At 64.3% G+C, this 20,811-nt stretch carries 18 protein-coding genes; 8 read left to right on the forward strand and 10 right to left on the reverse strand.

Going from position 1 to position 20,811, the window contains the following annotated elements; translation table 11 throughout:
• Positions 1 to 67 precede the first annotated feature (67 nt).
• Positions 68 to 1,060 (forward strand): HNH endonuclease, encoded by a 993-nt coding sequence (locus NKJ78_RS26915; protein WP_023805596.1) that lies wholly within the window; start codon positions 68 to 70, stop codon positions 1,058 to 1,060.
• A 48-nt stretch (positions 1,061 to 1,108) separates the two neighbouring features.
• On the opposite strand, the gene NKJ78_RS26920 is transcribed toward NKJ78_RS26915, so the two are convergent.
• The gene (locus NKJ78_RS26920; RefSeq protein WP_352460517.1) at positions 1,109 to 3,064 is read right to left on the reverse strand and encodes an acyltransferase family protein; all 1,956 of its coding nucleotides are present in this window, start codon (positions 3,062 to 3,064) and stop codon (positions 1,109 to 1,111) included.
• A 298-nt stretch (positions 3,065 to 3,362) separates the two neighbouring features.
• Between NKJ78_RS26920 and NKJ78_RS26925 the strand changes: the two genes are divergently transcribed.
• A complete protein-coding gene (locus NKJ78_RS26925) occupies positions 3,363 to 3,716 on the forward strand; it encodes a cupin domain-containing protein (RefSeq protein WP_352460516.1) in 354 nt (117 codons plus the stop codon).
• A gap of 763 nt (positions 3,717 to 4,479) precedes the next feature.
• On the opposite strand, the gene NKJ78_RS26930 is transcribed toward NKJ78_RS26925, so the two are convergent.
• The 4 genes from NKJ78_RS26930 to NKJ78_RS26945 all read right to left on the reverse strand — a co-directional run bounded on the left by NKJ78_RS26930 (position 4,480) and on the right by NKJ78_RS26945 (position 8,352).
• Positions 4,480 to 5,307, reverse strand: a complete 828-nt coding sequence (locus tag NKJ78_RS26930; protein WP_352460515.1) for a metal ABC transporter permease — start codon at positions 5,305 to 5,307, stop codon at positions 4,480 to 4,482.
• The gene (locus NKJ78_RS26935) at positions 5,291 to 6,085 is read right to left on the reverse strand and encodes a metal ABC transporter ATP-binding protein (protein ID WP_023735454.1); all 795 of its coding nucleotides are present in this window, start codon (positions 6,083 to 6,085) and stop codon (positions 5,291 to 5,293) included. The genes NKJ78_RS26930 and NKJ78_RS26935 overlap by 17 nt, the downstream gene beginning before the upstream one ends.
• 21 nt (positions 6,086 to 6,106) lie before the next feature.
• Entirely contained in the window at positions 6,107 to 6,988 is an 882-nt protein-coding gene (locus NKJ78_RS26940) for a metal ABC transporter solute-binding protein, Zn/Mn family (RefSeq protein WP_352460514.1), read from the reverse strand.
• 302 nt (positions 6,989 to 7,290) lie between these two features.
• Entirely contained in the window at positions 7,291 to 8,352 is a 1,062-nt protein-coding gene (locus NKJ78_RS26945) for a maleylacetate reductase (RefSeq protein ID WP_023695499.1), read from the reverse strand.
• A 309-nt stretch (positions 8,353 to 8,661) separates the two neighbouring features.
• On the opposite strand from NKJ78_RS26945, the gene NKJ78_RS26950 reads away from it, so the two are divergent.
• The 6 genes from NKJ78_RS26950 (at position 8,662) to NKJ78_RS26975 (ending at position 15,563) form a co-directional block, all read left to right on the forward strand.
• Entirely contained in the window at positions 8,662 to 9,546 is an 885-nt protein-coding gene (locus NKJ78_RS26950) for an AraC family transcriptional regulator (protein ID WP_352460513.1), read from the forward strand.
• Positions 9,547 to 9,775: 229 nt separating this feature from the next.
• The gene (locus NKJ78_RS26955; RefSeq protein WP_352562736.1) at positions 9,776 to 10,840 is read left to right on the forward strand and encodes an ABC transporter substrate-binding protein; all 1,065 of its coding nucleotides are present in this window, start codon (positions 9,776 to 9,778) and stop codon (positions 10,838 to 10,840) included.
• Between the two features lie 152 nt (positions 10,841 to 10,992).
• Positions 10,993 to 11,817 (forward strand): ATP-binding cassette domain-containing protein, encoded by an 825-nt coding sequence (locus NKJ78_RS26960; protein WP_352460511.1) that lies wholly within the window; start codon positions 10,993 to 10,995, stop codon positions 11,815 to 11,817.
• On the forward strand, positions 11,814 to 13,073 hold the full coding sequence (locus NKJ78_RS26965) for a sugar ABC transporter permease (RefSeq protein ID WP_023672500.1): 1,260 nt from the start codon (positions 11,814 to 11,816) through the stop codon (positions 13,071 to 13,073). The genes NKJ78_RS26960 and NKJ78_RS26965 overlap by 4 nt, the downstream gene beginning before the upstream one ends.
• Positions 13,074 to 13,100: 27 nt before the next feature.
• Positions 13,101 to 13,829 carry an SDR family oxidoreductase gene (locus tag NKJ78_RS26970; RefSeq protein WP_023688988.1) on the forward strand — a complete coding sequence of 243 codons (729 nt, stop codon included), beginning with the start codon at positions 13,101 to 13,103 and terminating at the stop codon, positions 13,827 to 13,829.
• A gap of 126 nt (positions 13,830 to 13,955) precedes the next feature.
• On the forward strand, positions 13,956 to 15,563 hold the full coding sequence (locus NKJ78_RS26975) for an FGGY-family carbohydrate kinase (RefSeq protein WP_352460510.1): 1,608 nt from the start codon (positions 13,956 to 13,958) through the stop codon (positions 15,561 to 15,563).
• A 10-nt stretch (positions 15,564 to 15,573) separates the two neighbouring features.
• Here the strand turns inward: NKJ78_RS26975 and NKJ78_RS26980 are convergent, their stop codons facing one another.
• The 5 genes from NKJ78_RS26980 to NKJ78_RS27000 are packed head-to-tail and all read right to left on the reverse strand — an operon-like array spanning position 15,574 to position 20,801.
• The gene (locus tag NKJ78_RS26980) at positions 15,574 to 16,503 is read right to left on the reverse strand and encodes a phosphatidate cytidylyltransferase (RefSeq protein WP_352460524.1); all 930 of its coding nucleotides are present in this window, start codon (positions 16,501 to 16,503) and stop codon (positions 15,574 to 15,576) included.
• Between the two features lie 39 nt (positions 16,504 to 16,542).
• The gene (locus NKJ78_RS26985) at positions 16,543 to 17,211 is read right to left on the reverse strand and encodes a lysophospholipid acyltransferase family protein (RefSeq protein ID WP_352460509.1); all 669 of its coding nucleotides are present in this window, start codon (positions 17,209 to 17,211) and stop codon (positions 16,543 to 16,545) included.
• Positions 17,212 to 17,214: 3 nt separating this feature from the next.
• Positions 17,215 to 17,649, reverse strand: a complete 435-nt coding sequence (locus NKJ78_RS26990; RefSeq protein ID WP_352460508.1) for a hypothetical protein — start codon at positions 17,647 to 17,649, stop codon at positions 17,215 to 17,217.
• A gap of 10 nt (positions 17,650 to 17,659) precedes the next feature.
• Positions 17,660 to 19,015, reverse strand: coding sequence for a phosphatase PAP2/dual specificity phosphatase family protein (locus NKJ78_RS26995; protein WP_352460507.1), 1,356 nt, complete (start codon positions 19,013 to 19,015; stop codon positions 17,660 to 17,662).
• A 4-nt stretch (positions 19,016 to 19,019) separates the two neighbouring features.
• A complete protein-coding gene (locus tag NKJ78_RS27000) occupies positions 19,020 to 20,801 on the reverse strand; it encodes a bifunctional alpha/beta hydrolase/class I SAM-dependent methyltransferase (protein ID WP_031253605.1) in 1,782 nt (593 codons plus the stop codon).
• Between the last annotated feature and the right edge of the window lie 10 nt (positions 20,802 to 20,811).

Below are 20,811 nucleotides of genomic sequence, written 5' to 3' on the forward strand. Positions count from 1 at the left end.
CTGCTTGTAGGCGAGACAGGTCTCGAATAGAGCTTACCCCCGACGGCAACTATTAAAATCAAAAACGATGTCGCAATTCTGGTGGGTAAATCACAGTCAGACCGCCCGCCAAGAGATCGACGGGCAATATCTCTGGTCGCCCAAAACTCAGAAGAATGGGGCACGCAGCGAGTTCTACAAAAATATGCGTCGGGCGACACCTGGTGACCTCGTGTTGTCTTTTTTCGGTCAAGCCGTGCGCTATATTGGTCGGGTAGCGGAGTTTGCATTCACAGCACCGAAACCACCGGAGTTCAAGAACACTGGAGCCAATTGGAACGAGGAAGGTTGGCTTCTCCCGGTGTATTGGGCGCCGCTCCTGCCGACGGTGCGCCCGTCGGACATAATTGGCGAATTGGGTCCGCTTCTGCCTGCCCGATACTCGCCCATCGACCCAAACTCCGGATCAGGCCGTCAAAACGCCTATCTCGCGAGCGTATCGCAAGAGGTGTTTCACACAATTGTCGCGGGTACAGCTTTCGACCGCGAAGCTTTGAGGCGTGGTGGCGCAAACAGTCTCACTTTCGAAGTCGTCAATGAAATTTTAGAGGACGTCGTTGAGCGCCGTATCCGAGACGACCTCCAACTCGAGGACACTGTAAAGACGAGCGTCATTCAAGCTCGTCGCGGCCAAGGTAAATTTCGTTCCAATGTCGAAGCCATGGAGCGCTCGTGCCGACTCACAGGGGTCACCAATCCCTCGTTGCTGATTGCAAGCCACATCAAACCTTGGCGCCTATGCGCTTCCGCGCAGGAGCGCTTGGACGGCATGAACGGGCTGCTCCTCACGCCTGATGCCGACCACCTCTTTGACCGTGGCTTCATCAGTTTTGAAGATAGCGGGCAGGTCCTCATATCCCAGCGCGTCGACAAGACTGATTTGCGGCGGCTCGGATTCGAGCAATTGGTGATGCAGAGTTTCGGCTTTGCCGAAGCCCCCGCCGTCTGGCGCACTAGCACCTTCACCCCGCCGCAGCAGGCTTACCTCGCTCACCATCGAGAGGATGTGTTTGTGGCATAGCTCGCATCAACTGAGCGTCAGCCGTCAGGTCCCCCTACCTCGCCGCCCCTAAAACACCGCCTTCTCCAAGAGCGGCTCCAGTGATTCAGCAAATGGCGTCGCCAGGTGGTGCCGGTCGCGGAAGGCGAGTTGGCCGTTGATGAACACGTGGCAGGTTTGGGCGTCGCAGAACTGGCTGGTCAGGTCGACATAGGTGGCGCCGGGCACGCTGCGCACGACGTCGCGCTCGGCCGCGGCGATGTCGTCGTTCGCCGCCGCGTCCCTCGGCGTGTCGCAGACTTCAGGCACCTGCCCGCGCCACAGCGCCCGCGCCACGCATTTGTCGGCATAGCTTCCATTGTAGGGAACGTCCCGGATTACCGCGACCTTGATCCCGGCCCCGCTGAATGCCGCCAGCGTCCAGCGCAGGCCGGCCTTCCACTCCTCGTTCCAATCGGCGTGCTTCAGTTCCTCGGGCGATTCCTTCATCACATTGCCGATCGAAAATTCCGAGATCACCACCATGTGCGGGTGCAACGCGATAATGTCCTTGACCGATTGCTCCCGCCACTGGTTGCATTCGGTGTAGTCGCGCTTCAGCCGCCAGTTCCAGGTCGTCACCCGCGAGGCACGGCAGGACGATTTGAGATAGGTGACGAGGCGATAGTTGTTCTTGGCCGCCGCCTCGATCAGCGGCGTCGACCAGTGGTCGGCATGCGAATCGCCGAAAAGCGCAATCGAGCGCCCGGCGTCCTTGTTGCCGAACACGCAGGCCTTCGGCGGCACTGTCTCGAAGGAGAGAATACAGCCGGCCGCGCGCGCCGTGGAAGGCTGCGCGGCGCTGGCGGCAATGCTGCGCTGCGCAGGATCGAGATCGTGGACGGCGAGCCTGGCATTGGCATAAGCGGCGACGACGCCGGTACCGGTCAGGAGGACGGCCGGCACCAGCGCCCGCGCCGCACTGGCCATCAGCCAGCCATTGCGGCGGATCGGGTTTTCGATGACATGATAGGTGAACCCCGACAGCGCCAGCGTCAGCGCAAAGCAGCCGAGCCGCTGCAGCGGCGAAAGTTCCGGCGTCAGCATCGTGGCATACACGATCACCGGCCAGTGCCAGAGATAGAGCGAGTAGGAGAGTTTGCCGACCCATTGCAGCGGCGCCAGCGCCAGTGCCTTGATGGGGCTTTTCTTGGCGCTCTCCTGCTGCGCGTGCGCCGCTCCTGCCAGCAGCAACAGCACGGTGCCGGCCACCGGCACCAGGGCGAGGAAACCCGGGAAGGGCGTTTCGTCGCTGAAGGAAAGATAGGCGCCGGCAATCAGCGCCAGGCCGAGCCACGCCAGCGGCGTGGCGAGCCGCGGGCGGTTTTGCCAGACTTGTTGCGGCACCATGCTGGCCAGCCCGCCGGCGGCGAACTCCCAGGCGCGTAGCGGCGAGAAATAGAAGGCCCAGGGCTGCGAGACCGTGGTGAGCCACGCGCAGACGGCGAACGAGACGAGGCCGGCAATGCCGATCACCAGGATCGCGCCGCGCTTGCCGGGGCGCAGCCATGCCGCGAGCACAAGCAGCGCCGGCCAGGCGACATAGAACTGCTCCTCCACCGACAGCGACCAGAAATGGACAAACGGGTTGCTGGCCGCATCGGCGGCGAAATAATCGAACGACCAGCGGATCAGCCACAGATTGATCATGTAGGCCGAGGCGAACATGGCGCCTTTGGAATAGAGCGATTGTTCCTCCGGCGACAGGATGAAGGCGCCGGCCACCAGTGTGGCGAGGATGACGAACAGCGACGCCGGCAACAGCCGCCGAGCGCGCCTGGCATAGAAGCGCCACAGGTTGAGCTGCCCGGTCTCGGTGATTTCGGCAAGCAGGTGTTTTGTGATCAGATAGCCCGAGATGACGAAGAAGATGTCGACGCCGGTGAAGCCGCCGGGCAGGCCGGTGAAGCCGAAATGAAAGGCGATCACGCCTGCCACCGCCAAGGCACGCAGTCCTTCGATATCGGGCCGGAACGATGCTGACACGATTTGCCACCTCGTGCTGGTGCATGACCCCGCCTCGGCGAGTAACGATCGCGCCGGGATCATACGTGCGGCAGCTTTGCGCCCAACGGGACACGGCGCTGCAACCGTTGACAGTCGGACCAAGACTCCGCCCTATGGGTCGATATCGCAATGCAACAAATCTAACGCAGTGCAACATTGGGGGAGATTAGCGCGCGCCGTTCGCCAATCTCCGACGCCACACGTCGGCCCTTGCGTTGCCCCCGTCACACGCATCGGCTATCCAACCGGCAGCCATGCAATTCAAACGGAGCCTCCCATGACCAATACCACCATTCTCAAATTCGGCGCTGTCGAGCATGCCGAGGGCGGCGACTTGCCGGGCTGGATCGTTGTCGCGGGCCGGCCGACCATGCAGACCGCCGTGCAGCACACCACCGCCGACGGCAAGGTGCTGTCGGGCACCTGGCGGGCCTCGCCCGGCACTTATCACGCCACCTACACCGACTATGAGTTCGTGCACATGATCGCCGGCCGCATCATCATCACGCCCGATGGCGGCACGCCTGTCGAGGTCGGTCCGGGCGATGCGTTCGTGGTCGAAGCCGATTTCAAGGGCACCTGGCAGATCCTCGAGCCGGTAACCAAGCACTTCGTCGTCAAGCTTGCTTGATCGACGTCGTCAGGCTTGCTTGATCGACGTCGCCAGGGTCGCCTGATCGGCTCGTCGTCAGGCTTGCTTGATCGCGTCGTCAGGAGTGTCTGATCGGCGCCGATACACGTCGGCCGGCGCGGTTCATCGCCAGCGTCCCCCTCGCCCAGTAGGGGAGGGGGACGTAGCGAAGCGAATATCGGTTAAGAGGGCGTCACCTCGTTCGCTTCGAACCGATGCGGATCGAAAAGCTGAGACGATGGCGTTCTGCGGAGCCTGGTCGAGATAACGCAGGCCAGGACTGCTGCCGGGTCGCCGGCGCGTCAGCCAAGAGCGAGCGGCGCACTTCGAGAGTGCATGCCGCCCGTCCGGCGCCGGGCCGTCAATGCTGTTGTTACGAAACCCCCCAGCCCCGTCTCAACCGCCACGGCCATGGCGTGACCCATGGCTTGCTATACGCATGCAGCACCGCGGTCTGTCAACGCCGCCCGCAATGGCCGCGGGAGGTTGCTTTTGCGCCTCCCGGCCAGCTTTCCAGCCGGCCTCGCGCAAGCCATTCGCCGCCGCAAAATGCGCTTGAAATGGCGGTTTTCCGGGTTTTCCGGCCGCTCCGGAGCGGACCTTTGGCGCGACAGAGGTCGCGATCTAGGCGATTGAACGAATTTGCCTTTCCCGGCTGAAACGTTTCAGGAGCCGGATTGTAGACCTGACTTTTTTTGGGTGTATTTCCCTAACGTCAGTTTTGCACCCCAGCCGACCCGATCGACCTGCCGGAGGGGAAGCCTCAGGGGCCGGCGTCGGCGCTCTGAGTCTCTCGGACCGACGGGCGCCGGACCATGCCGCTGACGACATAGGCCGCCGCGCCCAGCGCCGTGATCCAGAAGCTCGTCGGCCAGTCGGTCAGGAAGGCTAGCGTCAGGCTGATCCAGGCGATGATCACGGCAAGCGCGATGGTCGCCAGCACGCCGGCTCCGACGCCGCTGGTAAGCCTGAGCGCGGTGGCTGCAGGCGCCACCATCAGCGCGAAGACGAGCAGCACGCCGACGATCTGCACCGCCTCGGACGTGGCGACGGCGACCAGCACCATGAACAGGGTCGAGACAAGAGTGAGCGGCACGCCGCGCGCTTCGGCGAGTTCCGGCTGCAGGCTGGCGAACAGCAGCGGCCGCGCTATCAGCAAAAGCGCGACAAGGATCGCCACCGCCAGCACCGCAAGCACGATCACGGTGCGCGGGCTGATGCCCAGCACATTGCCGAACAGCACGTTGGTCGCCTGCGAGGCGAAGGCGGTGTAGAAATGCAGAAACAGCAAGCCCAGGCCGAGCGACAGCGTCAAGACGATGCCGATGGCGACGTCGCGATGCGCGCGCTCGCCAAGCAGGCCGATGCCGATGCCGGCGGCGACGGTAAACACCGTGAGGCCGAGAAACGGCGACAGCCCGATCAGGCCGGCGCCCGTGGCGCCGGGAAAGCCGACATGGGAGAGCGCATGGCCGGCGAAGGTCTGGCCCCGGAGCACGAGGAAATAGCCGACCGCGCCCGAAACGATGCCGACGATGGTGCAGGCATAGAAGGCGTTGCGCATGAATTCATAGTCAAAGATCGTGGACATGCGCCCCGCTCTCCAGTTCGACATCGTCGGCCATGACGAAGATGCGGCCGGCAACCCGCACCACATTGATATGCGTGCCATAGAGTTTCGACAGCACCGGACCGCTGATGACCTCGTCGACGGAACCGATCGCCGCCTTGCGGTTGCCGAGATAGAGCACGCGGTCGACGGCGCGCAGCAGCGGGTTGATCTCGTGCGAGCAGAACAGCACGGCAATGCCGAGCCGCTCGCCGATGTCGTGCACCAGGTCGATGATCGCGCGCTGATGGCCCGCATCGAGGCTGATCAGCGGCTCGTCGAGCAAAAGCAGTTGCGGATTGCCGATCAACGATTGCGCGATCAGGATGCGCTGGCGCTCGCCACCGGAAAGCTCGCCCAAGGGACGGCGCGCGAGGCTGCCGGCGCCCACCTCTTCAAGTGCCTTCCACGCCGCCTCCTTCTCGGCAGCCGATGCGACGGGCCAGCCCCAGCGATGCCCGCCGGCGGCACTCAGCACGAAGTCGAGGCCGCTGACGCCGACATCGCCAAGCGCGCGCCGCGCCTGCGGCATATAGCCGATGTCGGCGTTGCCGCGCGTCGGCGATTTGCCAAGCACCGAAATGGCGCCGCCCGCCGGTTTGATCAGGCCGAGAATGGCGCGCAGCATCGTCGTCTTGCCGGCGCCATTGGCGCCGAGCAGGCCGACAAAGGCGCCTTGCGGTAGAGAAAAGGAGACGTCGGATAAAACCCGGCGTCCCCCATAGGTCAGCGTGACCTTGTCGAATTCGATTGCGTTCATTTAGTCACGTTCATTGGTGGTTCATTGTGTGCGGGCGGCAAGCGCCTTCTGGACCGCGTCGATCTGGCCGCCGAACCAGGTCTGGATAGTCTGGCCCGCCGGTTCCGTCTCGGTGACGCCGATGACAGTGACCTTATTCTGCCTGGCGATGTCGAGCAGCCTTGTCGTTGCCTCGTCGGTCACCTGCGAATTGTAGAACAGGATCTTGGCCGAGCCGTCCTTCAGGCTGTTTTCGAACGCCGCCACCTGCGTGGCGCTCGGCTCCGCATCGTTCATCAAGGCCACCTGGAAATCGTAGTTCAGCATTTTCAGGCCGAGCGCTTCCGCCATGTAGCCGAAGACCGGCTCGGTAGCCGTCACCTCGGTGCCGGCATAGGTGTTCTTGACGTCGGCGATTTCCTTGTCAATGACCTCGAGCGAGGTCTGGAATGCCTTCAGGTTCGCCTCATAATGCACCGCATTGGCCGGATCGCGCTTGGCAAGATCGGCGCTCAGCGCCCTGGCGATGGCCGGCAGCGTCGCCGGGTCGTACCACAGATGCGGATTGTCGCCCGACTTCTTGCCGATCAGGTCGGCGGCGACGATGGTCGTGCGATCCTTGGCTGTCGAGGCGGACAGCAGCTTGTCCATCCACGGATCGTAATCGGCGCCGTTATAGATGACGATCTTTGCATCGGCGATGGTGCGCGCCGTCGACGGGCTGGTCTCGAACAGATGCGGATCGTCGTCGGGATTGGCCAGGATGCTGGTGACGGTGACGTTGCTGCCGCCGATCTGGCGGGCAAGGTCGCCATAGAAATTCTCGGCCGCCACGATGGTCAGCTTGTCTTCGGCGCCGACAGCCGTGCCGGTCAAAAGCGGCACCGCGACGAGCAGCGCGGCGAGAAAGGGAATGCGACGCATCCGTGGTCTCCTTGCAGTCTGAAAGGTATGTCGCCGGAGAGGCGGGCTGTGTAACTGTATAACAGTAACAATATAACGTTTGCGTCGAAAATACGGCTGATGTCAATGGGCTTTTCGAGCCGCGCAGTTTTTCACGCGCACAAAAGCGTGAGCGGCCTGCGCCGTTCAGGCGGAGCCACTCATGCCTGTCGGCTATATGCGAAAGGGCAGGCGATCGCCGGCACCGCGAGGCCGCCGCGAGCACACCGGTCGTGGCGGTATCCTGATGAATTCGCGGCGGGTAAGTTCCTTGCTTGTTGCCGTCAGTTTTGCGGACGCCTTCCCTCCCACGCGTCCTGCAACAGGGCGCGGATTGCGGCGCGGTCGAAAGGCCGCGGATTCCAGTATGGGTTCCTGGTCGCAATCTCGGCGGCGCGGTCGAGATCGGCCTGCTTGAGGCCGAGTTCTTTCAATGTAAGGGGCGCGCCGACCGCCTTGGCGAAATCGTGGAGACCGCTACCGGCGCTGCCGTCAAACAAGTCGGCGACCGGCTTCAACAAGTCGGGCACCGCGACGGCGTTGAAACCGATCGTGTGCGGCAACATCACCGCATGCGTCTCGGCATGCGGCATGTCGAAAGAGCCGCCGAGCGTGTGACAGATCTTGTGATGCAGCGCCATGCCGACGGCGCCGAGCACCGTACCGCACAGCCAGGCGCCGTAAAGCGCATCGCCGCGTGCATCGATATTTCCAGGCTCCTTGGTCAACACCGGCAGCGCCGCCGTCATGGCGCGCAATCCTTCTTTCGCCATCAGGGTGGAAATCGGATGGCGATCCTGCGCGTAAAGCGCTTCGGCCGCGTGCGCCATGGCGTTGAGTCCTGACGCGACGCTCATCGCTATCGGCAGGCCGACGGTCAGCTCTGGATCGTAGATCACCACTTCCGGCAGGATCCTTGCGTCACGCATTGTGGTTTTTTCGCCGTTCTCGGTCTGACCGAGGATCGGCGTCACCTCCGAGCCGGCATAGGTGGTCGGGATGACGATCTGCGGCAGGTCGGTGCGCCAGGCGATCGCCTTGCCGAGACCGGTGGTCGAGCCGCCGCCAAGCGCGACAACGCAGTCAGCGTTGACCTCGGTCGCCTTGGCCATTGCCGTTTGGGTTACCTCGACCGGCGTGTGCATGGCGGCGCCCGAAAAGGTGCCGGCCGCCAGCGCGCCGAGGGATTTGGCAAGCGCCTCGCCGTCGGCAGCCCGATGCGGCGTCGACAGCACCAGCGCGCGATTGCAGCCGAGTTTTTCGATCCAGGTGCCCACCTCGGACGACGCGCCATTGCCGAAGACAATATGCGCAGGGCTGCCGGAGTAGGTGAACGTCCTTGTCATGCCGATCCGCTCCCTTTGCATATTATCACTGTGACGGAGCCGAAATCGAGCGACCAGCTCTCGCCGCCGGCGACATCGTTTGCGTCGTCACCGTCTCGCAAGCGGGGCCTGATCTCTCCCGCGTACTCGCAAACGTATCGCCTTGACCACAAAAACGTCAAAAAAGTATCAGTGAGGTGGACACACCGTGGTGGCGGCTGCATGAATTGCCGCCTAAGCTTCGATCACTGCAGAGAGCGGCAAACGCGGCCTGCGGGAGATGGCACTGCAACTGGTCGCATGACCGGACCGGCGCCGGGAGGAACTGACATGAATCCGGACTTGGAAGTCGTCCAGATCAGACGCGGCGAGTCGTTCAAGGCCTGGGCCCACGGCTACCCCTTCCACACGGTGCGCTGGCACTTCCACCCCGAATACGAAATCCATCACGTCGTCGCCACCACGGGCCATTATTTCGTCGGTGACTTCATCGGCGAGTTCGAGCCCGGCAATCTCGTGCTCACCGGCCCGAACCTGCCGCACAACTGGGTCAGCGACGTGCCGGCAGGCGCCAGCGTGCCGCTGCGCGGCCGCGTCGTGCAATTCTCGCAAGAGTTCATCGCCGACGCCACCGCCGCCTTGCCGGAACTTGCCGGTTGTGAAAACATTCTCGAGCTCAGCCGCCGCGGCGCGCTGTTCTCCACCGCTACCGCCAAGCTCACCGCACCTGTGCTGGCCGAACTGGTCGAAGCGCAAGGCGTTCGCCGCATCGCGCTGTTCATGGAGCTCATCGACATTCTGAGCCGCGCCGCCGATGTGCGGACGCTGACCAGCGCCAGCTATCTGCCGGATCCCTCAGGCTTCATGTCGGCCGGCGTCAACAAGGCGCTTGCCTATATCAACGCCAACCTGACCGAGCCGTTCAGCGAAAGCGATCTGGCGGCGATCGCCGGCCGCAGCCCGAGCGCGTTTTCGCGCAGCTTCCGCCGCCATACCGGCATGGCGCTGGTGCAGTATGTCAACCGGCTGCGCATCAACCTTGCCTGCCAGTTACTGATGAGCGAGGCCGACATGCCGATCACCGAGATCTGCTATGCCGCCGGCTACAACAACATCTCGAATTTCAACCGCCAGTTCCTGACCCAGAAAGGCATGTCGCCTTCGCGCTTCAGGGCCCTGCTGGCGGAAAACATCAGCGCGGAGATTGCCGCCTAACAGGGAGGACCGGGAGGAGCCTAGACGTTTACTGAGGTAAGAACGCGGGGTGCGTTGGAGGCGCCCCGTGCTGGAGATCGCTTGTCCCGAAATCCAGAGATATCAAGAGGATGCGCAGCACGGATCAAGTGCTCCGTTGTTCCTCGCAACAGCCCGACTGCAGTCAAGGCCCGGCGCCATGTGGTGTCCAGGGCTTCATGAAACCATTCCTTGAAACGGAGCTATCAAAATGACCAGATTTGCCTGGAAATCGACGGGAGCCATCGCGCTCACAGTTTCCCTTCTTGGCGGCACCGCTGCCTTTGCCGCCCCGGTTACCGACGCCACGGTCGCCTTCTTGATGCCCGACCAGGCCTCGACGCGCTACGAGCAGCACGACTATCCCGGCTTCGTCGCCGAGATGAAAAAACTCTGCCCCGGCTGCAAGGTGATCTACCAGAACGCCGATGCCGACGCCTCGCGCCAGCAGCAGCAGTTCAACTCGGTGATCTCGCAAGGCGCCAAGGCGATCGTGCTCGACCCTGTCGACTCGACTGCCGCCGCCTCGCTGGTCAAGCTGGCGCAGAGCCAGGGCGTCAAGGTCATCGCGTATGATCGCCCGATCCCGACCGCACCTGCCGACTTCTACGTCTCGTTCAACAATGAAGGCATCGGCAAGGCCATTGCCGACTCGCTCGTCGAACACCTCAAGGCGCTGAAGGTCGACCCCGCCAGCGGCGGCCTGCTGCAGATCAACGGCTCGCCGACCGACGCGGCCGCCGGGCTGATCAAGAAGGGCATCCATTCCAGCCTCGACAACAGCGGCTACAAGATCCTTGCCGAATACGACACGCCGGAATGGGCGCCGCCGAAGGCGCAGCAATGGGCAAGTGGCCAGATCACCCGCTTCTCCACGCAGATCGTCGGCGTCGTTGCGGCCAATGACGGCACCGGTGGTGGCGCCATCGCCGCTTTCAAGGCCGCCGGTGTCGATCCGGTGCCGCCGGTGACCGGCAATGACGCGACGATCGCCGCACTGCAGCTCATCATCGCCGGCGACCAGTACAACACCATCTCCAAGCCGAGCGAGATCGTTGCGGCGGCTGCCGCCAACGTCGCCGTCCAGCTTCTGTCGGGCGAGACGCCGAAGGCCGAAATGGCCCTCTACGACACCCCATCGCAGCTGTTCACGCCGGCGGTGGTGACGCAGGAAAACCTCAAGGCCGAGATCATCGACAAGAAGATCAACACCGCCGAAGAGCTCTGCGTCGACCGCTATGCCGAAGGCTGCAAGAAGCTCGGCATCACAAAGTGACAATGCAGGTCGCCCAAAATCGCGCAGCGGTTTTGGGATAACGACATGCATAAAAGGATGACCTAGAATCCTGATCCTGCTTTCCGGCCGCCCTTGCGGCGGCCGGAAGTTCGCAGTCATTCTTGACCGCCCATCCGGAAAGGTTTGCCACCATGTCTGACATCTCTGACGGACCGGTTTCGGCAGGCGAGCTGGTGCTCAGCCTGCGCGGCATCTCGAAGAATTTCGGCGCCGTTTCGGCGCTCACCGATATCGATCTCGATGTCCATGCCGGCGAGGTGGTGGCGCTGGTCGGCGACAATGGCGCCGGCAAGTCGACGCTGGTCAAGATCCTAGCCGGCGTCCACCAGCCGAGCTCGGGGACCATCAATTTCCGCGGCAGGCAGGTGACCATGCCTGACCCGAGTGCCGCGCTGACGCTCGGCATCGCCACCGTTTTCCAGGATCTGGCGTTGTGCGAAAACCTCGACGTCGTCGCCAACATCTTTCTCGGCAAGGAGATCAACCCGCTGCGGCTGGACGAGGTTGCGATGGAAATTCGCGCCTGGACGCTGCTCAACGAATTGTCGGCGCGTATTCCAAGCGTCCGCGAGGCGGTCGCCTCGCTGTCCGGCGGCCAGCGCCAGACGGTGGCGATCGCCCGCTCGCTGCTGCTCGACCCCAAGGTCATCCTCCTCGACGAGCCGACCGCCGCGCTTGGCGTCGCCCAGACGGCGGAAGTGCTGAACCTCATCGACCGGGTGCGCGAGCGTGGGCTCGGCGTGCTGATGATCAGTCACAATATGGAGGACGTGCGCGCCGTCGCCGATCGCATCGTGGTGCTCAGGCTCGGCCGCAACAACGGCGTCTTCGAACCCGACGCCTCGAACCAGGAACTGGTCAGCGCCATCACCGGCGCCGCCAACAATGCAGTGTCGCGCCGCGCCGAACGGCGCAAGGCCGCCGAACAAGCGGACAACCAGGAGCAGCGGCCATGAGCGCGGAGCCCAAGCAGGACACCTCCTCGTCGACGGCGCTCGACCGCAGCGACGTGCGCGTCAAGCACCAGGCCGGCGTCGGTGGCGCCATCAGCGCCTTCTTCGACCGCGTCCGCTCCGGCGACCTCGGCTCGCTGCCGGTGATTGTCGGACTGGTCATCATCTGGAGCGTGTTCACTGCCCTCAATCCGGTCTTCGTCTCGTCGAGCAATCTGGTCAATCTCCTGTTCGACTGCTCGACCGTCGGCGTCATCGCGCTCGGCATCGTCTGTGTGCTGATGGTCGGTGAGATCGACCTGTCGGTCGGCTCGATCAGCGGCTTTGCCTCGGCCATGGTAGGCACGCTGTGGGTCAACCAGGGCTGGCCGGTGGCGCTCGCCATCCTCGCCGCGATTGCCGTCGGCGGTTTCATCGGCGCGCTCTATGCCTTGCTGTTCAACCGGCTCGGCATGCCAAGCTTCGTCTCGACGCTCGCCGGCCTGCTCGCCGTGCTCGGCCTGCAACTGTATATTCTGGGCTCCACCGGCTCGATCAATCTGCCCTATGGGTCGAACCTGGTGAATTTCGGCCAGTTGCTGGTCATGCCGGACTGGCTGTCCTATGCACTGGCGGCATTGCCCGGCATCGTCATGCTGATCAGCGGCCTGCGCACCGTCAGCCGCCGCCGGGCCGTCAATTTGTCGGCGCCGTCTGTCGGCGGCCTCATCGTGCGCGTCGCCGCCCTGACCATCCTGCTCGAACTGATCGTCGGCTATCTCAACCAGGCGCGCGGCATACCGTGGATGTTCGGCCTGTTCGTCGGCCTGGTGGTGGCGATGAACTATGCGCTGACCCGCACCCAATGGGGCCGCTCGATGACCGCCGTCGGCGGCAACCGCGAAGCGGCGCGCCGCGCCGGCATCAAGGTGCGCTCGATCTACCTCAGCGCCTTCGTCATGTGCTCGATGTTTGCCGCCCTCGGCGGCGTGCTGTCGGCAGCGCGGCTGGCCTCCGCCAGCCAGCAGGCCGGCACCGGCGACGTCAACCTCAACGCCATTGCGGCGGCGGTCATAGGCGGCACCAGCCTGTTTGGCGGCCGTGGCAGCGCCTATTCCGCGCTGCTCGGCATCATCGTCATCCAGTCGATCGCCAGCGGGCTGACCTTGCTCGATCTGTCATCGTCGCTTCGCTACATGATCACCGGCGCCGTTCTGGCAATTGCGGTCATCGTCGACTCCCTGGCACGCCGCTCGCGGGTTTCCCACGGCCGAGCCTGAACCAACAGAGAATACGAGGATAGAAGAATGGCTCAGGATTTGAGTGGAAAAGTCGCGGCGATCACCGGCGCCGCGTCGGGCATAGGCCTGGAATGCGCGAGAGCGCTGATTGCCGCCGGCGTCCGCGTTGTGCTCGTCGATCGCGCCGAAGACGCGCTGAAAAGCGTCTGCACCGAACTCGGTCCCAACGCGATCCCGCTGGTGATTGATCTGATGAAGCCGGCCAGCGTCGCGACGATGATGCCGCAAATCCTGGACAAGGCCGGCCAGCTCGATATCTTCCACGCCAATGCCGGCGCCTATGTCGGCGGCCCGGTGCTCGAAGGCGACCCGGATGCCTGGGACCGCATGCTGAACCTCAACATCAATGCGGTCTTTCGTTCCATCCACGCCGTGCTGCCGCATATGGTCGAACGAAAGACCGGCGACATCATTGTCACGTCCTCGATCGCCGGACTGGTGCCCGTGGTCTGGGAGCCGATCTACACAGCGTCGAAACACGCGGTGCAGGCCTTCGTCCATACGGTGCGCCGCCAGGTCGCCCCGCATGGCCTGCGCGTCGGCGCGGTGCAGCCAGGGCCGGTGGTGACAGCGCTGATCAGCGATTGGCCGAAGGACAAGCTCGAGGATGAACTGGCCAAGGGCGGCCTGATACAACCGGTCGAGGTCGCCGAAGCCGTGCTGTTCATGCTGACGCGGCCGAGAAATGTCACCATTCGGGATCTGGTGATCCTGCCGCAGAGCAATGATTTATGAGGCAGTAGGCATTAGGCAGTAGGGAATGGGGAGAGGCTCTTGCAACTGACCGTTCACTGCTGACCATCTCTCCTACTGCCTACTGCCTACTGCCTACTGCCTACTGCCTAACTTCTGAGGTTCCCCATGTCCCACTTCCTCGGCATCGACGTCGGCACTGGCAGTGCCAGGGCGGGGGTGTTCGACAGCAAGGGCACCATGCTTGCCTCGGCGAAGCGCGACATCGCTCTGTTCATCGAGCCCGGCGAAATCGCCGAACAGTCGAGCGAGGACATCTGGCGCGCGGTTTGCGCCAGCGTGCGCGAGGCGGTGACGGAGTCGGGGCTTGCCGGGCGCGACATTGCCGGCATTGGCTTCGACGCCACCTGTTCGCTGGTCGTGGTCGGCCAGGATGGCGCGCCGTTGCCGGCCGGCAGTTCCGGCGACAGCCAGCGCAACATCATCGTCTGGATGGATCACCGCGCGCTCGACCAGGCGCAGCGCATCAATGCCGGCAAGCACGCCGTGCTCGACTATGTCGGCGGCACCATCTCGCCGGAAATGGAAACGCCGAAGCTGCTGTGGCTGCGCGAGAACCTGCCCGCCACCTTCGATGCGGCCGAGCATTTCTTCGACCTGACGGACTATCTGACCTGGCGCTCAACCGGCAGCCTGGCGCGCTCGATCTGCACGCTGACCTGCAAATGGACCTATCTCGGTCATGAGCGGCGCTGGGACGATGCCTATTTCCGCGCCATCGGCCTCGGCGCGCTCGCCGATGAAGGCTTTGCCCGCATCGGCACCGAAATCGTCGAGGGTGGCACGGCACTTGCCCAAGGCCTCACTGAGGCCGCCGCGGCCGATCTCGGCCTGCTGCCGGGAACGCCGGTTGCGGCCGGCCTGATCGATGCCCATGCCGGCGGCGTCGGCACGGTTGGCGGGCAGGGCTCGGTCGGCACCTTGCAGTCGCGCATGGCCTATGTGTTCGGCACTTCGGCCTGCACCATGGCCAGCACCAGCGAGCCGGCCTTCGTGCCCGGCGTCTGGGGTCCGTATTTTTCCTCGATGGTGCCGGGGCTTTGGCTCAATGAAGGCGGGCAATCGGCGGCGGGTGCTGCAATCGACCACCTCGTCGCTTTCCATCCGGCCACGGCTGAGGCATCCGCAAAAGCCAAGGCGGAAGGTCTCGGCCTGACCGCTTGGCTTGGTCAGCAGGCGGCGAAACAGTCCGCCGACCTGTCCGCAGTAGCGCACCTAGCCGATGGACTGCATGTCGTGCCGGAATTCCTCGGCAACCGCTCGCCCTTCGCCGATCCTGAGTCCAAGGCCCTGATCGCCGGGCTTGGCATGGACACGTCCCTCGACAGCCTGGTCGCGCTCTATGTCGCCGGCCTGCTGGGCATCGGCTACGGCGTTCGCCAGATCCTGGCGGCGATGGCCAAAAAAGGCATTGCCATCGACACTATCGTCGTCAGCGGCGGTGCGGCGCAAAGCGAGCTGGTACGTCAGCTTTTGGCCGACACCACAGGCCTGACCGTCGCCGGTTCGACCTCGCCCGAACCGGTGCTGCTCGGCTCGTCCATATTGGCGGCGGTGGCGGCGCAAAAATATCCCGATGTGATCGCGGCGATGACCGGCATGTCGCGCATCGGCGACATCTATCGCCCGGCCGGCGGCGATCTGGTGCCTTGGCACGACAAGCGCTTCGCCGCCTTCGAACTGTTGCAGCAGGCGGGCCGCGCGATCCGCGATTGAGCGGCTTCGCTCACGTCCAGAAATAGCGGACGATGTGGAAGAACACCGGCGCGGCGAAGACCAAGCTGTCGGCGCGGTCCATCATGCCGCCATGGCCTTCGATGAGGTGGCCCCAGTCCTTGACCCCCTGGTCGCGCTTGATCGCCGACGCCACCAGCCCGCCGAGGAACCCCATCAGGCAGGCGATGAAGGCGACGCCTGCCGCCGCGAGCGGCGAGAACGGCGTCAGGAACGACAAGAGCGCGCCGAGCAGGCTCGATGACACCAGCCCGCCGATCAGCCCTTCCCAAGTCTTTGATGGCGAAACGGACGGCGACAAAAGATGCCGGCCGAACAGCTTGCCGAAAATGTATTGCAGCACGTCGCTGCCTTGCACGGTGATGATCAGGAAGGCGATGAGCAGGAGGTTGCGGCCCTCGAAACCGGGCACGTTGAGGGTCAGCAGCGCCGGCACATGGCTGACGCAGTAGACCGAGATCATGACCGCCCATTGCTGCGCCGACACCCGCTCGAGGAAGCGCTCGGTGTCGCCGTTGAGCGCAGTGATCGCCGGCATCAAGAGGAAGCAGTAGACGGGGATGAAAATGGTGAAGAGCCCGTACCAGGCGGTCCACACCAGCCAGTACTGGAAGGGAATGATGATGCCGAACATGCCGAGCAGCACCCAGTGGTCGCTGCGCCGGCTGTGCGTCAGCGTCACGAACTCGCGCAGCGCGGCAAACGAGATCAGCGCAAACAGGATGGTCATGCCGGTGCGGCCGAAGAAGAAGGCGACGGTGATCGCCAGCACCATCACCCACCAGGCGTTGATGCGCTGGTTCAAGTTGACGAGCGTCGAGGGCAGCGGCTTCGGCGCCCGCCATGAGAGGATACCGGCAACGATGCTCGCCATGGTCAGCACGCAGATCAGGCCGGCCAGCAGGATGACGGTTTCATGCATTGGCGGCAGTGTCATACGAAGTCTCTTTGCCTGGTCATGCTAGTGGTCCCGATCGGGACGCGGGTTGAGCGACAGCAGCGCCTGGCGCGCGCGCTCGAGGAAGGTGCGGCGTTCTTCGCCGGGCGCGATCGCCACCGGCGGACCGAAGACGACGCGGCACAGAAGCGGCACCGGCAGGAACTGGCCCTTGGGCAGCACGCGCGACATGTTCTCGATCCAGCACGGGATGAGTTCGACATCGGGCCGCGCCATCGACAGATTGTAGAGGCCGGAGCGGAACGGCAGCAGATCCGCCTCCGTCGTGTTGCGAGTGCCTTCGGGAAACAGGATCAGCGAGTGGCCGTCGTCGAGCACCGACAGCATGATCGAGATCGGGTGTTGCGTTTCGTCGGTCCACTGCCGGTGGATGAGCACGGACGACAGCATGTCCTGCGCGATGAAGCGGCGCAGCCGCGACTTGCCCCAATATTCGGCCGCCGCGATCGCATGGGTGCGGGCGCGCACCTTCTCACTCAGACAGGCCGACAGCAGGATGAAATCACCATGGCTGGCATGGTTGGCGAAGTAGATGCGCTGCCGCTCCGACGGCTGGCTGCCGTTCCAGATTGGCCTGACGCCGGTTACCACCCAGGCCGCCGCCGACAGGCCGACCGACGTCACCGTCTGCAGCAAGGTGAAGGTGTTGGCGCGCAGGTGAAGTTTTGTCATGGCTCAAACAAATGCTGCGAAAAGGGATGCCGCAGCAAACATGGCGAGCGCCATGCGCTGCCTTGTCAGCAGGCGGCGCGTGCCTGCAATGCGACGGTCAAGCGAGCGGCCGCCGGCAGCGGTGGGCTTCAGGCGCATGCGCGCCAGCACATCGTCGACCGCGGCACCGCCGGCGGCCTCGCTGGCGTGGCTTGCCATCAGCCGGAACAGCAGCGCATCGAACAAAAGCAAGGCCGAAAGAGCCAGCGTGGCCACGGCGCCCGCCGCCGCGACCAGCCAGGCCGCCGCGGACAGCGCTGTCGTCTGCGGTCCGGCCACCAGGCCGATGACCGGCGCTGCCATCACAGCCGCGACCACCAGCAGGATCGGCCACACCGCCTGCACCATCAGCCCGGCGGCGAATATTTCGGCCTTCTCGGGAAAATTCTCGCCACTCATGCCGGCCAACTCATGTCGGTTCTTCCAGCCTCGGTTCTTCCAGCCCGATCTGAAGGTGCACGGGCCTGCCCGACGCGGCGAGTTTCTTGCGCGCCTGTGCAGCTGTGTACGAGCGCCCCGTCACAACCAGCCAGTCGGCGACGATGGCCGCACTGCGCTGGAAGCCGAGCGCGCAGCAGACCAGGACGGTGCCGCGCCGGCGCGCCAGCTCGATTGCCGCCACCGCTCGCTCCAGCCTGTCGTGAGGCGGCGCCACGAGATCGAGCATCGCGTAGCTGATCCAGCGGCAGGTCACGCCACCGGGCCGTTCCAACTCGCCGGCAAGGTCGATCACCGTGCCGAAACGGTTGGCCTCCACTGCGCTCGGAAACCGGCCGAAGAAAACGCCGTCGGTGATTTGCGCTTGTGGCGCCAACTGGCGGGTCCATATCGACACATTGACCCGGGCGCCGAGCCGGTAGGGCAGGAGCAGGATGCGGCTGGCCAGCGAGACGCTGCCATCGGCCGCCTTCTGGAACACTTTGGCGCCGGCCCCGGCATAGGCGAAGGCGACGATGGCCAGCGCCAATGCCGGCCACAACAGGATGAGAAAATCGGCGAAGACAAACGCGCCGCCGGCAGCGCCGGCCAAGGCAAAGGCGGCGCCCAGCGCGTAGTACCCCGCCAGCCGCCGCGCCTTGGGGTCGGCAGTCAGCCGAAAACCCCAGAATGGCAGCTCGCCCTTGGACGGAAGCAGCCACAGCGCAAATAGGCCGAGCAGGGCGCCGGTCGGAATGTCGATGAAATGATGCTGCCAGGTCGTCAGCACCGAGGCGCCGATGAGAAAACACCAGACGTGCCAGACCGGGCGGAGAATGCCGCCGAGACGGTGACGTGCCAGAACGTGACGCCAATGGTCCCAGATGATCACCAGCAGCGCGATGTGCAGGGATGGCGCCTGGTTGAACGGCTTGTCGAAACCACCGAGCACCGCAAACAGAAAACCCGGCAGGCCGGTGGTTTCCGGCCGCACGAAGGTCGCCGTCAGCGGGAACGCGATGAAGCAGGCGACGGCAATGATCTGCGCCGAGAGATAACGGCCGGCGAGCCGGTCGACACCGCGCCTGGTCGTGTTGAGCAGCAACGATAGGCCGTAGAACAGATTGATCGACCAATAGGGCACGATCGTACAGGCGACGAACGGAACCGCGTGCTCCCAAGCGTAGACGATGCTGCCGACATGGTCGCGCCGCGATGCCAGCCAGTTGGCAAAGCCATAGGTCGAATAGAAGAATGGCGCCAGCAGCGCCAGCCAAAGGGCGGCCCTCAGCACGATACCCAAATTGTGTTCCCGAGCCGGGGCAAGGTCAGTCGCAGGTGCGGCCATGGTCTCAGACGCGCCGTGCGACCGAAACGGTGAAGATGCCCCATTGGTCGATGCGCTGGTCGATCTTCTCGAAACCGGCAGCCGTCACCAACTGGTCCATTTCGCCCTGCGTGCGCCGCCGCATCACCCAGGCCTGGCCGCCGCGATGCGAGGTCAGGCTGCGCGCGATCATCTCCAGTTGCGGATGCCACGGCTGGTTGGTGTAGACGAGCAGGCTGCCGGACTGCATGGCGCTGGCCAGCCCGCCGAGCGAACGGGAAATCAGCGCATTGTCGGCGAACAGTTCGTAGAGCCCGGAGACGATGGCGAGGTCCGGCGCCGGGGTCAACCCAGCCAGCATGTCGGCATCGAATGCGTCGGCCTGGTGGAGGCTGACGCTGGTAGGCAGACGCCGGTCGGCGATCAGCTTCGAACCCAGTCCGACATTGAGCTCGGAATAATCCTGCAGCCGCACGCTTGCTGGCGGTTCAGTGCATTTGGCAACGGCATCGAGCACATAGCGGCCGTGACCGGCGGCGATGTCGAGCATGTGGACGGGACGGCCGGCTGCCTTCAGGCTGGCGGCGGCGTTGCCGATCAGCTCTTCCAGATGCAGCTTGCGCTGGCGGATGCCGCGCCAGCCGATGGCGTCGAGGAAGGTGCGGTCGATCATGCGGCCGATGAAGCCGGTGCCGCGCGCGTCGTTCTCGTAGACATAGTCGAGCGTCGAGCCGGAATCGAAGCCGGTGGCCATGCCGATCTTCATGCCCGAAGACAGCCAGGCGCCCATGCGGATCGAGGCGCGACTCATCGCCCAGAAAATACCGTTGGGCGACAGCAGCGTCAGCGGCGAGGCCAGCCTCTCGGCCTCGTCGCGGGTGTAGCCGGCGCGGTCGGCCTGAAGCAAGTCGATGGTTTTCTCCGGCGTGGCAAATTGCTTTTCGAGGAATGGCCGGATCAGGTCCAGCGCCTGCTTGCGATCGCGCTCGCCCAGCGTGTCGTGGAAGAAGCCGGGCAGCACATGCCGCTCCTTGGCGCTGCTGCCGAGATTGACGAAGAACTCGTGCTGCGGTCCATGCCGCACCACCCAATCGCTGCCGGAGATCAAGAGCTGCGTCGGCACGGTGATGGCGCGCGCGTCCGAGACGATGCGGGCAGCGTGGTCGTAAAGCTCGACCAGGATGTTGGAGGCGATCGGTCGCGTGATCAGCGGATCGGCGTCGAAGGAAGCGATGCGCTCGGCATCATGCGTGAGGAACTTCGCCTTGACGTAGGAATTGACGAAGAAGCGGCCCTTGAGCTTCTGCCACAGCGCAATGCCCTCTTTGGCGACGGGCACGTAGAGCTTGACCGAAAAGGCCGGTGAAGCCACCACCAGCGCGCGGATGTCGGGCGCATAGTCATGCACCCAGGCAGCGGCCAGCACGGCGCCGAAGGACTGCGCGATCAGCGCGATGTCGCGCTGGCCAAAACCATCCCGGCCGATCTCGCGCACCAAGCAGTCGATGTCGCGCACCAGGGCGGCAAAGGATGGCGCATAGCCGCGCTCGCCGGCCGAGCGGCCATTGCCGCGCGCGTCCCAGGCGTAGAAGGCATGGTCGGGCATGGCGAGTTCGTCGACCAGATGCGCCATGCGGCCGCCATGCTCGTGGCCGCGATGGAACAGAAGGATCGCACCCTTTGGCGTCGACCCGGCGGCCGGCCAGTAGCGGTAGAAGATCTCGGTGCCGTCATGGCTCTTGAACGTGCGCTCCTGCGCGATGCGCTCGAGGCTTGCCGGTGCTCCGGCTGCAATGGTCTGGTGGATCATGGTTTCC

The organism is Mesorhizobium sp. M0037 (genome assembly GCF_040323635.1).
GTDB lineage: Bacteria > Pseudomonadota > Alphaproteobacteria > Rhizobiales > Rhizobiaceae > Mesorhizobium.

Bases quoted from the DNA above. Each gene is read 5' to 3' on its own strand.
- NKJ78_RS26915 (WP_023805596.1), top strand. From the start codon at position 68: ATGTCGCAATTCTGGTGGGTAAATCACAGTCAGACCGCCCGCCAAGAG.
- NKJ78_RS26925 (WP_352460516.1), top strand. From the start codon at position 3,363: ATGACCAATACCACCATTCTCAAATTCGGCGCTGTCGAGCATGCCGAG.
- NKJ78_RS26930 (WP_352460515.1), bottom strand. From the start codon at position 5,307: ATGTCCACGATCTTTGACTATGAATTCATGCGCAACGCCTTCTATGCC.
- NKJ78_RS26935 (WP_023735454.1), bottom strand. From the start codon at position 6,085: ATGAACGCAATCGAATTCGACAAGGTCACGCTGACCTATGGGGGACGC.
- NKJ78_RS26940 (WP_352460514.1), bottom strand. From the start codon at position 6,988: ATGCGTCGCATTCCCTTTCTCGCCGCGCTGCTCGTCGCGGTGCCGCTT.
- NKJ78_RS26945 (WP_023695499.1), bottom strand. From the start codon at position 8,352: ATGACAAGGACGTTCACCTACTCCGGCAGCCCTGCGCATATTGTCTTC.
- NKJ78_RS26950 (WP_352460513.1), top strand. From the start codon at position 8,662: ATGAATCCGGACTTGGAAGTCGTCCAGATCAGACGCGGCGAGTCGTTC.
- NKJ78_RS26955 (WP_352562736.1), top strand. From the start codon at position 9,776: ATGACCAGATTTGCCTGGAAATCGACGGGAGCCATCGCGCTCACAGTT.
- NKJ78_RS26960 (WP_352460511.1), top strand. From the start codon at position 10,993: ATGTCTGACATCTCTGACGGACCGGTTTCGGCAGGCGAGCTGGTGCTC.
- NKJ78_RS26965 (WP_023672500.1), top strand. From the start codon at position 11,814: ATGAGCGCGGAGCCCAAGCAGGACACCTCCTCGTCGACGGCGCTCGAC.
- NKJ78_RS26970 (WP_023688988.1), top strand. From the start codon at position 13,101: ATGGCTCAGGATTTGAGTGGAAAAGTCGCGGCGATCACCGGCGCCGCG.
- NKJ78_RS26975 (WP_352460510.1), top strand. From the start codon at position 13,956: ATGTCCCACTTCCTCGGCATCGACGTCGGCACTGGCAGTGCCAGGGCG.
- NKJ78_RS26980 (WP_352460524.1), bottom strand. From the start codon at position 16,503: ATGCATGAAACCGTCATCCTGCTGGCCGGCCTGATCTGCGTGCTGACC.
- NKJ78_RS26985 (WP_352460509.1), bottom strand. From the start codon at position 17,211: ATGACAAAACTTCACCTGCGCGCCAACACCTTCACCTTGCTGCAGACG.
- NKJ78_RS26990 (WP_352460508.1), bottom strand. From the start codon at position 17,649: ATGAGTGGCGAGAATTTTCCCGAGAAGGCCGAAATATTCGCCGCCGGG.
- NKJ78_RS26995 (WP_352460507.1), bottom strand. From the start codon at position 19,015: ATGGCCGCACCTGCGACTGACCTTGCCCCGGCTCGGGAACACAATTTG.